This window comes from Acinetobacter sp. NRRL B-65365 (genome assembly GCF_001605865.1).
GTDB classification, from domain to species: Bacteria; Pseudomonadota; Gammaproteobacteria; order Pseudomonadales; family Moraxellaceae; genus Acinetobacter; species Acinetobacter vivianii.
The window spans coordinates 16,970-30,741 of the sequence record NZ_LRPD01000010.1; the positions used below are offsets into that span (position 1 = coordinate 16,970).

The 13,772-nt window shown below is 42.9% G+C and carries 15 protein-coding genes; 12 read left to right on the forward strand and 3 right to left on the reverse strand.

The features are described from left to right. The first annotated feature begins 7 nt into the window (after nucleotides 1-7). Nucleotides 8-2,020, forward strand: coding sequence for a putative pilus system protein FilF (filF, locus tag AWW72_RS06520; protein WP_062846794.1), 2,013 nt, complete (start codon nucleotides 8-10; stop codon nucleotides 2,018-2,020). A 45-nt stretch (nucleotides 2,021-2,065) separates the two neighbouring features. Here the strand turns inward: filF and AWW72_RS06525 are convergent, their stop codons facing one another. Beyond that, on the reverse strand, nucleotides 2,066-2,614 hold the full coding sequence (locus AWW72_RS06525) for an NUDIX hydrolase (protein WP_005256115.1): 549 nt from the start codon (nucleotides 2,612-2,614) through the stop codon (nucleotides 2,066-2,068). 129 nt (nucleotides 2,615-2,743) lie between these two features. Here AWW72_RS06525 and AWW72_RS06530 point away from each other — a divergent pair, with 129 nt between their 5' ends. From AWW72_RS06530 to fghA, 7 genes are all read left to right on the forward strand, one after another. After that, entirely contained in the window at nucleotides 2,744-3,349 is a 606-nt protein-coding gene (locus AWW72_RS06530; RefSeq protein WP_062846795.1) for a CoA pyrophosphatase, read from the forward strand. Between the two features lie 24 nt (nucleotides 3,350-3,373). Next, complete coding sequence (locus tag AWW72_RS06535) at nucleotides 3,374-3,901, forward strand: gamma carbonic anhydrase family protein (RefSeq protein WP_171248594.1); 528 nt, start codon at nucleotides 3,374-3,376, stop codon at nucleotides 3,899-3,901. Nucleotides 3,902-4,043: 142 nt separating this feature from the next. After that, a complete protein-coding gene (gene tsaB, locus AWW72_RS06540) occupies nucleotides 4,044-4,742 on the forward strand; it encodes a tRNA (adenosine(37)-N6)-threonylcarbamoyltransferase complex dimerization subunit type 1 TsaB (protein ID WP_062846796.1) in 699 nt (232 codons plus the stop codon). 8 nt (nucleotides 4,743-4,750) lie between these two features. Then, entirely contained in the window at nucleotides 4,751-5,572 is an 822-nt protein-coding gene (locus AWW72_RS06545; protein ID WP_005256121.1) for an undecaprenyl-diphosphate phosphatase, read from the forward strand. Then, a complete protein-coding gene (locus AWW72_RS06550) occupies nucleotides 5,572-6,375 on the forward strand; it encodes a class I SAM-dependent methyltransferase (protein ID WP_062846797.1) in 804 nt (267 codons plus the stop codon). The genes AWW72_RS06545 and AWW72_RS06550 overlap by 1 nt, the downstream gene beginning before the upstream one ends. A 209-nt stretch (nucleotides 6,376-6,584) precedes the next feature. Next, on the forward strand, nucleotides 6,585-8,030 hold the full coding sequence (locus AWW72_RS06555) for a C13 family peptidase (RefSeq protein WP_004774961.1): 1,446 nt from the start codon (nucleotides 6,585-6,587) through the stop codon (nucleotides 8,028-8,030). Beyond that, nucleotides 7,999-8,844 carry an S-formylglutathione hydrolase gene (gene fghA, locus AWW72_RS06560; RefSeq protein WP_062846798.1) on the forward strand — a complete coding sequence of 282 codons (846 nt, stop codon included), beginning with the start codon at nucleotides 7,999-8,001 and terminating at the stop codon, nucleotides 8,842-8,844. Before AWW72_RS06555 ends, fghA begins: the two co-directional genes overlap by 32 nt. A gap of 26 nt (nucleotides 8,845-8,870) precedes the next feature. Here fghA and AWW72_RS06565 read toward each other — a convergent pair whose 3' ends face one another. After that, nucleotides 8,871-9,146, reverse strand: coding sequence for a DUF2218 domain-containing protein (locus AWW72_RS06565; RefSeq protein WP_062846799.1), 276 nt, complete (start codon nucleotides 9,144-9,146; stop codon nucleotides 8,871-8,873). After that, entirely contained in the window at nucleotides 9,143-9,331 is a 189-nt protein-coding gene (locus AWW72_RS06570; RefSeq protein ID WP_062846800.1) for a hypothetical protein, read from the reverse strand. Before AWW72_RS06570 ends, AWW72_RS06565 begins: the two co-directional genes overlap by 4 nt. On the opposite strand from AWW72_RS06570, the gene rpe reads away from it, so the two are divergent. The 4 genes from rpe (at nucleotide 9,330) to AWW72_RS06590 (ending at nucleotide 13,724) form a co-directional block, all read left to right on the forward strand. Further along, nucleotides 9,330-10,016: a ribulose-phosphate 3-epimerase gene (rpe, locus tag AWW72_RS06575; protein WP_004774957.1), complete on the forward strand. Its 687-nt coding sequence runs from the start codon at nucleotides 9,330-9,332 to the stop codon at nucleotides 10,014-10,016. The genes AWW72_RS06570 and rpe overlap by 2 nt on opposite strands. 368 nt (nucleotides 10,017-10,384) lie before the next feature. Next, nucleotides 10,385-10,801: a hypothetical protein gene (locus AWW72_RS06580; protein ID WP_062846801.1), complete on the forward strand. Its 417-nt coding sequence runs from the start codon at nucleotides 10,385-10,387 to the stop codon at nucleotides 10,799-10,801. Nucleotides 10,802-10,876: 75 nt separating this feature from the next. Continuing rightward, nucleotides 10,877-12,832, forward strand: a complete 1,956-nt coding sequence (locus AWW72_RS06585; protein WP_062846802.1) for a copper resistance system multicopper oxidase — start codon at nucleotides 10,877-10,879, stop codon at nucleotides 12,830-12,832. After that, nucleotides 12,819-13,724, forward strand: a complete 906-nt coding sequence (locus AWW72_RS06590) for a copper resistance protein B (RefSeq protein ID WP_062846803.1) — start codon at nucleotides 12,819-12,821, stop codon at nucleotides 13,722-13,724. The genes AWW72_RS06585 and AWW72_RS06590 overlap by 14 nt, the downstream gene beginning before the upstream one ends. Nucleotides 13,725-13,772 lie beyond the last annotated feature (48 nt).

Genomic DNA, 13,772 nt, shown 5'->3' on the forward strand with positions numbered 1-13,772 from the left:
GAAATGTATGAATAAGAAAATATTATTACCTTTTGCAGTATCTACGCTTGCACTAATGTTACATGGTTGTGGTGGTGAAAGTGCCAAGATTAATGAAGATCCAACTAAAGGTGTTGAAGGAGTCACTTCAAATACCAGTTGTAATGTGAAAGAAGATACATGCTTACAGTTTGTACTGGATTATCCGATCGCAGGGCTTAATTTTGATTGTAGCTCAGATAAATTCAATCATTTTTCAACAAAAATGGAAGGTAATCTTGCTACGGGTGCCTGTAAGTTGGGAGATACGATTACTTTCTATCTTCAAGGTGAGACCAGCGCCCGCAAAATTAATTTAGGTTCAGTGCAATTAGATAAGATTACCAAACTTAAAACAGCCGCTTATTCCCGTATTCGTATCATTGATTTAGCAATGGGCCTAACTGGAAAAACCCCAGCAAGCGTAAGTGAAGATGACGAAACTATACGTGTGGCAATGGCACTCATTAAAATTCTTCAGAGTCAGGGTGTTGCTGATAAACGTAATGTGATTGGTGATATTCAGCAAATTGAATTCACAAAGGAAAAGAAAAATACGCTTGCGGAAATATCTCAGGATGTTGGTGTAAATGAACTCAGTAGCGGGGCATATGCAGAGATTCTGAAACCTTGGCTGGATGTGAGTGAAATTACGGATGAACAAGCCTTTGCTCTGGTTACTCAATTACTGAATTTAAGTCAGGTTGGGGTATGGTATGCGGAGTTACCTCTATTTAAGGCGGGAAGTAATGGTGCTGTCATCGAAACGCCAAATGAAGGAAGTGGCGTATTCCCAGATGGTCTGTTTGGATGTAACAGAGACCTTTATACAGACTGTCTGAATGCTACAGATGGAAAAGGCGCGAACTTACGCCATTTAATGGGGCGGTTTGAGTTACTTACAGATCGTCAAGGTTATATTCTTGGCTATGGTCAACAATGGCGAGGTAACCCGATTATCACCAATAATGTCGTCGCTCCACCACTTGCATTAATTGGGAGCGCTAAACCAGAGAAAATGCAGGTTCAGGCACAAAAAAACTGGTTTAATGTAATTAATCAAGAGATTAACCCTGAACAGCCTTTGCGATTTATGTTGAATAATAATGCCTCAGAGGATTTGTTAATCACACAAGGTAAATTGATTAATGGAACCAATATCGCGAGTACAGAAGCTGTTTATCGTCAACTCACCAAAGCAAAGAGTACAGATCCCTTTACAAATGCAAAAGATCTGGGTTTATGGCAGCAAAAGATTGATGGTTTAACATATAAAGGTGTAACCGATATCTTTAAGTTTAACTCGGCAAGTTACCTAGCAAAAGATGTGTTTACGACAGAAGCCAACGTTCAACCTCAACAACGTTACGCATTTCCGCTCTATGCAACCCTGACGTTTAGATTTCAGGATGCCAGCATTGCCCCTGTTGATTTGGGCATTTTGATTGATGAACGTGGTGATATCAGAACCGATATCAAAAAAGATGCAACCGCAACAGATATGTCCGGTAATTGTGCCAAAGCTGAACCACAGGCAGATGGTACATATTTAGATGAGTTTGGTGTAACACAATATCGAATTGGTACAACGGGTGGTGCAAACTCTTCAAGTAACGATAAATCAGTAACTGTTCGTATGATTTTCTCAAATCCGAAATTTGGCGTACTTGAGGGGATTTTACTTGGTTTAAACTTTACATCTCTAAATAACAAACAAAATATTAGTGGTGCAAAAATCAATGTGTATAACTTGTTGAATGGCGAAGCAAATGGAATTAACTTGACCAACTTCTCTGATAAAACAGTTTCATGGTTGAATACGCATGCAGTTTATCTGACGTCTTATATCACCATCTATGATCATAAAGATACAGATAAGAGTAAATTGATTGCACCAACAGATGCAGAGCGTGCCATCGCTAAGCGTTATACGGGTACCGCAAGTATTAAGGTTGCAGACCAAAAAATTCCAGCGTGTAACTCCATCAAGATAAAATCTTGATGGACAGCAAAATAAAAAAGACCGCATAAACGCGGTCTTTTTTATTTATCCCGTATGGTCCAGACGTGTACCAAGCGTTTCTAAATGTGTTGGAAATTGTCCACTTTTACGGTCAGCAAAATAATGTCGTAGAGTTTGCTCTACGCTTGGGAAAGCCAGTTCTTTCCATGGAATTTCATGTTCTTCAAATAAGCGGCACTCGATACTTTCTTCACCTGCACCGAACTGTCCTTGTTTTAATAAGGCCTTAAAGAGTACGTAAATCTGTCCGATACGCGGGATATTGTACATGCAATAGAGTTGTTCGATTTCAACTTCAGCTTCAGCTTCTTCTCTGGTTTCGCGTGCTGCACCTTGTTCCATGGTTTCAAATAATTCCATATAACCCGCAGGTAAAGTCCAGAGACCATAACGTGGTTCAATGGCTCGACGGCACAGTAAAACTTTATCGTCCCACAGGGCTAATGCACCGCAAATGACTTTGGGATTTTCATAATGGATGTTGCCACAATGTGTGCAGACCAATCGTGATTTATGATCACCAAGTGGAATTTTTGCTTCAGTTTGATGTCCACACGCAACGCAAAAGCTCATAGTTATCATCAGCCGTAGAGATAACTCAGCATAACCGAATTTTTATGACTTCGCATCATGATCTATGATTGCAGCTAAAAATTCAGCTATGATGCTGATTAAGGAAAATGAGAACAAGAGATAATTGAGATGGAAGAACCATCGTTAATCGCGCTTTTACAACAACGGTTACGTTTTTCCAAACGAATCCAGCAGGCGGATGCTGCTGTATTAATTGCGATTACACAAGAAAATCAGCCTAAAGTTTTGCTCACGCGCCGTTCGATGCAGTTGTCTCAACATGCAGGGGAGGTTTCCTTTCCTGGTGGCAAACGTGATCCGAGCGATACCAGTAATATTGTTGTGGCGTTGCGTGAAGCGCAAGAGGAAACTGCACTGAATCCTTTTGATGTCAAACTGTTGGGCGATCTGCCGATTCAGCGGGCACGCAGTGGCTTGTCTGTTAAGCCGATCGTGGGGCTGATTCCTGCTCAAGTGGATCTGGTGGCGCAACCGACCGAGATTGATCGGATTTTCTTTGTCCCATTACAAGAACTCATCGATGCACCACCTTTGCCTTACGAAGTCCGTTTGGCTCGACAATCGTTATATTTCCCGAGTATGCAAGTGGAGAGTGAAGTGGTGTGGGGGCTGACTGCGCGTATGTTGGTGTCTTTATTTCAATATGGATTGGGCTATCAAAAAAGCTGGCCTTTTCTCGTGAATCCCCCGCACTTTGGGATTGCAAAGTTCTAATTTTTTTAAGAGTTTTTTATCATGATGTATACCTATCAGGGATTGAGTCCGAAAGCTTTACATGAACCTTGGGATGGCTGGGTTGCGCCAACAGCGACAGTCATTGGCCAAGCAGAACTTGGTCGGCAAGTGAGTATTTGGTTTGGTGCAGTGGTCCGTGCTGACAATTGTGTGATACGGATTGGGGATTTCTCGAATATTCAGGAAAATGCCGTGTTGCATACCGATGCTGGTATTGAATTGACTATTGGCGAATATGTGACGGTTGGACATAAGGTCATGTTACATGGTTGTACCATTGGTGATAATTCGCTGATTGGCATGAATGCGGTTATTTTGAATAACGCCGTGATTGGTAAAAATTGCATTATTGGTGCTAATGCGCTGATTCCAGAAGGAAAGATTATTCCAGATAATTCTGTAGTGATGGGGTCTCCCGGAAAAGTAGTGAAAACACTGGATGAACAAGGGGCTGCACGTTTGCGTTTAAGTGCCTTGCATTATGCAGAGCATTATAAAAACTTCTTAAATCTGGAACCCTTTACTTTTTAAGCCTATTTAAAAATGAAGTCTTGATATTGCCAAGTTTATGCTTGGCTTTTTATTGAGATAAAAAAGCCAAGAACTCGCCTATCGCGTTTGAGTGGAGTATGATACTCGACGTTTTTTATCTCTTTTGGGCTAAGGTTTTTGCATGAAGTTGCTGGCATTGGAAACTGCAAATGAGCAGTGTTCTGTTTCATTAATTGATGATACTCAAGAACTCTATTTTCAGTTGGATGATCGGCCGAAAGCACAAACGCAAACAATTTTGCCTTTAACCGAGCAAGCCTTATTACAAACCCAAACTCAACTTGCTGATTTGACAGCAATTGCATTTAGTCGCGGCCCAGGTTCATTTAGTGGGGTGCGTATTAATGCTGCCGTTGCACAGGCTTTGGCTTGGTCTCAGGATTTACCCGTCATCCCCGTTTCTAGTTTGCAGGCCTTGGCTCAAGCGGCTTATCGTGTTACGGGTTTAAAGCAAGTCACAGCTGTACTCGACGCACGCATGCAGGAAGTTTATATCGCCAACTTCTGTCTGGATGAGCAGGGCATGATGCAGGCGATGGATGAAGAAAAATTATTAAATTACGAGCAAGCTTCTGCGTATTGCAAATTTACGCCGATTGGTTCGGGTTCAGAATTAATTAAGCCAACTGGAATAGACTCCGCTGAGGTTTCCATTCAAAACACGACACGGGTACAAATTAAGGCAACAGCACAAGATATTGCTGTGATTGCCAGAAGCTATGCAGCACAGCAAAAATGGGTCGATGCTGAACATGCGCTGCCTGTGTATTTACGTGATGATGCATGGAAAAAAATTCCAGAACAAGGTAAGGCGAATTAAGGTTAATTATGGATCTTTTATTGCTATTTAAAGCAGCAATTATGGGCTTGGTTGAGGGAATTACCGAGTTCCTGCCCATTTCAAGTACAGGACATCTCATTTTATCAGGACAACTTCTTGATTTCTGGACGATTGAAAAAAGAGATATGTTTGCTGTTGCCGTGCAGATTGGGGCAATTGCCGCGGTTATTTATGAATATTGGGGTAAATTGTGGGGAGCGCTGATTGGCGCGCTCACTGGACAAGAGCAGGGTCGCCGTCTGAGTCTGAACCTGATCATCGCATCTATTCCCATCGTGATTATTGGCCTGACTTTTGGTGATGTGGTCAAAGCCTATTTATTTAATGCGATTACCGTTGCGATTGCCTTGATTGTTGGTGGTTTTATTATTCTATGGGCGGAACGTCGACCGCATCAGATCGTTACCAAAGAAGTGGATGATCTGAGTTTTAAACAGGCGACGCTCATTGGTTTGATTCAATGTCTGGCTTTGATTCCAGGGACTTCACGTTCAGGTTCAACCATTATTGGTTCATTATTTTTAGGTGTATCTCGTAAAGCCGCAGCCGAATTCTCATTCTTCTTGGGAATCCCTGTATTGATGGGCGCTGGCTTACTGGATATGTACAAGATGCGTCATGAATTGCATAGCAATGACATGATGGTCTTAGCCGTCGGTATTATTGTTGCTTTCATTTCTGCCTTGGTTGTCATCCGTGCCTTGATTCGCTATGTGTCTAAGCATGACTTCACGGCATTTGCGTATTATAGAATTGTATTTGGTTTATTTATCTTAGCGACGTGGTGGACAGGTTGGGTGCATTGGTAATGCAGATGGAGTGTTGGTATCAAACGGAATATGAACAGGCATTTCAGCAATTGAAAAGCCGTTTAGCTGAATTGAATGTTCAGTTGAATGGTCAAGCTGTTGAAAAGATTAATGCCCGTTTTTTACGTTTGAATCCTGAAATGGCTTTGGTCATCGATAGCGATGGGGTTAGCCTTGCTGCCAACGGGATGAAAATGCAACCTGACTGGCGTGCGGAGATTCCCCGTTTAAAAAGAGCCAGCTTAAAATCAGAGATGATTGCCAGAGCATGCCAACTGGGTGAAAAGCCAAGCTTGATCGATGCAACTGCTGGTTTAGGTCATGACAGTTTACTGATGGCTTATTTGGGAGCCGATGTACGACTGGTTGAGCGACATCCGATCCTGTTTGTGTTGCTGGAACATACCAAAGCACAGGCCGAGCAAGATCCATTTTTACAGTCGTTCATGTCGCGTATTGAACTGACCTATGCGGATTCGAATAGCTATTTACAGCAACTAGTCCAGCAGGGTGAGCAGGTCGATGTCGTGTATCTTGATCCCATGTTTCCGCAACGTGATCAGAACCAGCAAGCAGTAAAGAAACAGGCTCAGGTCAAGAAGCAAATGCAGTTATTACATATGTTGTTGCCTGAAGATGGGGAAATGGATCTTGGGGATCAACTCTTGCATTTGGCCAACCAGATCGCGAAACGGGTAATTGTGAAACGACCCCGACATGCGGTTTATCTGGCGGATCAAACCCCTGATCACCAATGGTTAGGTGATGCTTGCCGTTTTGATGCATATTTTCCAAAAGGTTAACTTTAAATCAGATTCAAATGATTGTTTGGCTTGCGTCAATGCTCGGTAAAGATTTGTGATATAGTGCAAAAGCATGATTGCTAAAAAATTCTTGTCGAGCTTACACTACAGTCACGCATTGCGTCTTTTAGGAAAAGTACTGCACATTCAATCATTAGAATGGCATATTTTCAGTTTAGGCTTGAAAAGAGAAACTCCCGAAGAATTTTATGATAGACCTCAAACCGTCCATTAATCTCTGGCATGATTTTAAAAGTAACCAAATTGCTGGAATGTGGTTGTTCCTCGGGTCTCGCCGTTCCTTACAGGTTGTTCATCCTTCTATTACCCAGTTGATTCTCTGGGGTATCCTCGGTGGCTGTACCAACTCGCTTTATAGCTGGTTGGTGGCGGGTCAAATGGGGGAGTTCAATGCTCAAGGTTTGATTGGCTACGCACTTTGGCCTTTTATTGCTCTTATTGTCGGTATTTTTCTTTCGCAACGGATGAATCAGCCGCGTTTGATGCTGGTGCCTGCATTACTGTGGTTAGTGCTTGATACCAATATTCTGCTTTTACAATGCATTATCCAATATCTTGGCTCGAATGGCTATCTGAACTTTATTCCTGACAGTATCTATAACGGTTTCCTGCCGCCACTGTTTGTTGGTCTATTTGTCTGGCAAAGTCTGGCTGTAATTTGGGTCTTTTCTCGTGCTTTGAACTGGCCTTGGTGGGAGCGGGCGCTGGTTTTTGTGGCAACGATTGCAACCATGGTGGTATGGCAGCTTTCAGTAAAGGATCAGCCGATCTGGAAAGTGGAACAGACCCCGCCAAGTTTTGCCGAAGATGCCTTCTATGCGCAAAGCCATTTGCTGGATAAGGCATTGGATCAGATTCAATATGGTGATATTGCACAAAGCCACTGGTACTTTATGGGGGTGGCTGGTGATAGCTATGTGGATGTATTCAAATCGGAAATTGAACGTATAAGAGAACAGTTTGATACGCGGTTTGGAACCTTTGGGCGTTCGATTATGCTGATTAACAATCCAGCCACGCGTTTAGAAGTGCCAATCGCATCGAAAACCAGTATGGAGTTGGCTTTACGCCGTATTGGTCAGCAAATGAATCGTGATAGCGATGTGTTGTTTCTATATATGACATCGCATGGTGAGCGTAATCATTTTGAAATTGAAAATGCACCTCTTAATCTGGATCAGGTCGATCCAAAATGGTTAAGAGAAACGCTAGATAAATCTGGAATTCGCTGGCGTGTTATTGTGATTTCAGCGTGTTACTCAGGTAGTTTTATTCCCGCTTTACAATCACCAGATACTTTAATTATTACTGCTTCTGCGGCAGACAAAACTTCTTTTGGCTGTAATAACGAAGCAGACTATACTTATTTTGGTCGGGCGTTTTTTGATCTGGCGATGCGCGAACAATATTCCATGAAAAAAGCGTTTGAGCAGGCTAAGCAGACCGTGACCAAGTGGGAAGTGGCACAAGGTGTTGAACCATCTGAACCGCAATGGTCGATCGGTCGTAATATGGAATTGATGCTGCCACAGCTTGAACCGTATCTGTTCCCGACACAAAATATTGCATCTACAGACATTACAAAAACACAGGATGATGAACATGCAGCTACTGCAAAAAAACCGTTGTTTTGAGGGTGAGCAACGTATTTATCAACTTGAGTCTCAACATCTTAAAGGCAGCACCAAAGTGGGTGTCTATTTGCCACCTGCGGCATTGGAAGGCAAGGCGTGTTCAGCCTTGTTTTATCTTGCAGGCTTAACCTGTACCGAAGAAACCTTTGCGATTAAAGCCCATGCACAGCGGATGGCGGCTCGACTCAGCCTGATTTTAATTACACCTGATACTTCTCCGCGTGGTGAAGGTGTTGCACAAGGCGATCATTGGGATATTGGACAGGGAGCTGGCTTTTATATTAATGCGACCCAGCAACCTTGGGCTGAGCATTATCAAATGGAGTCTTATCTGGTTGATGAACTCTATGTGCATGTTTTACAATCGTTTCCTGTGGCTGAAAACCAGGTCGGAATTTTTGGACATTCAATGGGTGGACATGGCGCATTGACCTTAGCTTTTAAATATCCTGACCAATTCAAATCGGTTTCGGCTTTTGCGCCGATTTGTGCGCCAAGTATTTGCCCGTGGGGTGAAAAAGCATTTAGCCAATATCTTGGCACTGATCAGCAGCAATGGGCGACACATGATGCGACCGTGCTGGTGCAGCAGAAAGGTGGATTATTTGAAGAAATCCTCATTGATCAAGGACTGGATGACCAGTTTTTTGCTCAGCTGAATCCTGAAAAATTTAAACAAGCCTGTCTGGAGGCTGAGCAACCGCTCACTTTACGTCTACACAAAGGCTATGATCATGGCTATTACTTTATTCAAAGTTTTATCGATGATCATCTACAGTTCCACGCCATTCAGCTTGAAAAAGTAGCGGGATAAAAAAAGAAGCTCATTTGAGCTTCTTTTTAATTGTGCTGCCATTCAGCCACAAATTCCTGCTGTGCCATACGGTTTAAATGATTGATCACCACTTGTTCGAGATGTGCGATATCATCTTGCTGGTTTTCAATCAGCACCGCCAAATGCTGTTCATGCGGTGTGAGGGTGACGGTAGCAGTAGGCATAAAGATTTTTGTCTCTGTTTCCGTTTCTGCAACTTCAAACTTATGCTTCCAGTGATTGAGCAAACGTTTACTAATACGTTTTCCTTCAGTCGTCGTGATATTTGTGCTGCTATTCATGTTGCTTTTCTTCCTCTAATTTCATTGACTAACATAGCAAAGCGCAGGCGAGATAAAAATAGTCCAGATGCAACGCGTTGTTGCAAGTTTGCAATGCTTGAATAATGACTTTGTAACAGCCCTAAGTGTGCTGAATTTGTTATAATCATTTCATCATTTTTCTCAGAGTTTGCCAGGTCATCCATGTCCAAGCCTTATTTGATTGCTCCTTCGATTTTATCTGCTGATTTTGCGCGTTTAGGTGAAGAGGTAGAAAAAGTTCTAGCTGCAGGTGCAGACGTTGTACATTTTGATGTGATGGATAACCACTATGTACCAAACCTTACTTTTGGTGCAGGGGTATGTAAGGCACTGAAAAATTACGGTATCAAAGCACCTATCGATGTGCATCTGATGGTTTCACCTGTGGATCGCATGATTGGTGATTTTATTGAAGCGGGTGCAGAAATTATTACCTTCCACCCAGAAGCAACGGATCACATTGACCGTTCTTTGCAATTGATCAAGGCGGGTGGTGCAAAAGCAGGCTTGGTATTTAACCCGGCAACACCATTGCATTATCTTGATTATGTGCTGGATAAAGTCGACCAGATTTTATTGATGAGCGTAAACCCAGGCTTTGGCGGCCAGAAATTCATCCCAATGACTTTGGATAAATTGCGTCAGGCGCGTCAAATTATTGATGCCAGCGGTCGTGATATCCGTTTAGAAGTTGATGGTGGTGTTGGCCCAGCAAATATTCGTGAGATTGCAGAAGCGGGTGCGGATATGTTCGTGGCTGGATCGGCAATTTTTGGTCAACCAGACTATAAAGCGGTGATCGATCAGATGCGTGCAGAGCTGGCTCAAGTTGGTGCAACAGAAGTTTAGTGTTTTCATCCTATTTTTCACATAAGCTTGTGGATAACTTTGTTTATAACTGGGTGGATAACCATGTTGATAAGCAGGTGGATAAGATGTTGTTAAAATAAACAAAATGATTTCAGTTGTTTATATTCACAGCAAAAAAACGAAAAAAGGACAATTTTTTGTCCTTTTTTTATGCGCTAACTTATTTATTTTGCACTATTTTTGCGCGGTGGGCTTAAAGGTTTGAATCGGCCAAGAAAACAGCGAAATCATGCTGTTGTTGAATATAATGATAAGAATTTAAACAGTGAGATCATTGTGCATAAAGCAGAAAGAAATTATGCTAGGCATATTCAATTACCTGAATTGATAGAAACAAGGAACCTTTAGTGCAATTTCGCAAGCAATACAGACATTTGTGGTTTGTATTCCTGATGATCTTTTTCATCGGGGGAAGCAGTGCGGCCGTTGCAGCAGTTCAAGAGGTTCATGCTCATCATTCATCTACTGTTTCAACCTTATCGTGTCATGATCAGCAAATGATGCAACATCATCCTGCGCAAAGCTCACATGCAGATCGCATGAGTCTCGGTCAATGCCATGATGGACAGATGCAGGATCATCTGCATTGTCAGGATTGTAATAGTATCTCGCATTGCCAAAGCATCAATTTCGCTTTAGACCAAAATACGCCAAGCCTTTCTGCTTCGCCATTTTTAGAGCTGAGTACGTATATCAATACGGACTACCAAGCTCGGCATCTTGCTGGCTATTGGCAAGAGATTTTACGCCCTCCTAGAACCTGATCTGTCTTTGCAGGCTCTTTCGCTTTGTGAAAAGCGAAGTGAGCATTTTTAAAGTTAACAGATTAGGAAATCATCATGTCCTCAAAAATATATGCTGGTGTTGTCGCTAGCCTAAGCTTATTGTTCGCACCTTATAGTGTGGCAGCAATTAAAGAATATCATCTCAATATTAATCAGGGCACTGTCAATGTGACAGGTAAATCCGTACAACGTATTACCGTGAATGGGAAATTTATTGCGCCGCTGCTTGAATTTGAGGAGGGGGATGAAGCTGTCATTCATGTTCATAACCAGCTCAAAGATCAAGATACTTCTTTACACTGGCATGGTCTGCTTTTACCCGGACTCATGGATGGTGTGCCAGGCTTTAACGGTTTCAAAGGTATTAAGCCGAATGGCAGTTTTGAGTACCGTTTTAAGGTTCGTCAAAATGGCACTTACTGGTATCACGCGCACAGCAAGGGGCAGGAACAGGATGGTTTATATGGCCCTTTGGTGATTTATCCAAAAGGCAAGCAGCCTGTCGCAGCACATGAAAAAGCTGAACGTGATTATGTGGTGATGTTGTCTGATTTCCATGAAACTGAAAGTGACAAGATCATGGCAAATCTGAAGAAATCAGCCGAGTATTATCAGAACCAGCGTGAAACAGTTGGCGATGTCTGGAAACAGTTCAAGCAACAAGGCTTGAAAGCAACTTGGCAAGATCGCTCGATGTGGAACCAGATGCGCATGCTGAAAACGGATTTGTCCGATGTCACGGGTTATACCTTTTTGGTGAATGGGCAGACGCCACAGCAAAACTGGACAGGTATTTTTAAGACGGGTGAAAAGGTACGTTTGCGTTTTATCAATGCATCGGCGATGTCATTTTTTGATGTACGTATTCCTAACCTGAAAATGACCGTGGTCAGTGCCGATGGACAGCCAGTAAAGCCTATTCCTGTAGATGAGTTCCGTATTGGTACGGCAGAAACTTATGATGTGTTGGTCGAACCGAAACAGGCACATTATCAAATTGAAGCAGAGTCGATTGATCGCTCTGGCTTTGCTATTGCCTCATTGCAGAATGAAATGCTGACCACTCCGACGAGGGTTCAGATTCCAAAAGCACGTCCACGTGCCTTATTAACCATGGAAGATATGGGGATGGATCATGGTTCGCATGGTCAAATGAAAATGGGCGAAATGGACCATAGTCAACATCAGATGCCACAGGAAAAAACGAAGACTGCAACGACCTCGCAATCAGCTATGGATCACAGCGCGCATACGCAAATGAACATGAGCAAGATGGATCATGGCCAACATCAGACTGCTCAGAACAAACAGGCCGATGCCTCTAAACAACATGCAGGCATGGATCATGCTTCACATGAAAATATGGACATGTCGCAAATGGATCATAGTGCTCATGTACAGATGAACATGAAAGACATGGAGCATCGCCAGCATCAAATGAAGGACTCTTCTGAAAAAGAAGGCACCAATACTGTACAAGGCTGGGCCAATGCTGCAACCCCAGCTGGTCAGAAAGCCTTAACGTATGCTGATCTTAAATCTTTACAACCCCAGCCAGAAAAATATAGCCGTCCAGCAGAACGTGAAGTGGTGATTCGTCTGGGCGGAACCATGGAACGTTATATCTGGACCATTGATGGCAAGAAGTTTAGTGATCCTGACTTTAAGCCTTTAACGGTGCGTTATGGTGAGCGTATCCGCCTGAAATTTGTCAATGACAGTATGATGGCGCATCCGATGCATTTGCATGGCATGTTTATGCAACTGGAAAATGGTCAGGCGCCACAGGACATGCCAAATAAACATACAGTGATTGTACCGCCTGGTAAGACGGTAACAGCTTTGTTGACTGCGGATGAATTAGGAGAATGGGCAATCCATTGTCACCTGTTATATCACATGAGCGCAGGCATGATGAGTAAGCTGATCGTTGCCAATGTAGACGATTCAAAAACTCCAGTTCAAGCCCCTGTTCAATCATCTCAAGGAGCGAGCCATGCACATCACTAAGCAAGTTTCTAAAATGAAACGATATACACAATTATTGGCAATCGGTGGCATGGTTTCTTCGTTGAGTGGACTAGCTTATGCACATGAAGGGCATGACGCCATGATGCAAATGGAAATGCCTGCACAACAGAATATGCCAGTGGCTGCTTCATCTACGATGGATCATTCACAGCATCAACATCAGACAACAGTTCAGCAACCGCCTGAAACAGAACATGGGCAGCACGACCATACCCGTGAACATGGTGGGCAAATCTATCAATCGACTCAGTTGGATAACGCATGGTTGCTGGATGAAGATGGCAAGGGTACGCTTAAGTCTAAATTAAAAACTTGGGTGGGTAGTGATGAAAATAAATTGTTTATCAATGCCGATTATGCTAAGGCAGAGTCTGAAAAATCGGAGCAACGTATTGCGGCTCTGTATAGCCGTAATATTTCAGATTTTTGGGATGTCCAAGCTGGTGTAAATTACCGTTATAACGCTGAGCAGCAAGTCGATAAGGAACAGTTTGAGGCTGTCGTGGGTTTACATGGCATGGCTCAATACTTCTTCGAAACCGATGCACATCTGTATGCGGGACAGGATCAGCAATGGCGCTTTGTGCTGGAAACAGAACGTGATTTCTTGCTCACACAAAAGCTGATTATGCAGCCTTATCTGGAAATGCAATGGGTACTGCAAGATCAATCCAAGTACGCCGCCAAAACAGGGCTTGCCGATGCAGAAGTGGGGATTAAAACCCGATATGAAATTGTGAAGAATCGTGTGATGCCTTTTATTGATGTGGCTTATGGCTATAACAAGGGGCGCAAGGCGACTGACTGGCAAGAAGCCACTGATTCTGAAACAGGTTGGATCTATGGTGCCGGACTTACGCTAAAGTTTTGATATTTTGTTTAAAATGTCATTTTTTCAAGATACTGTTGGTTTATACTA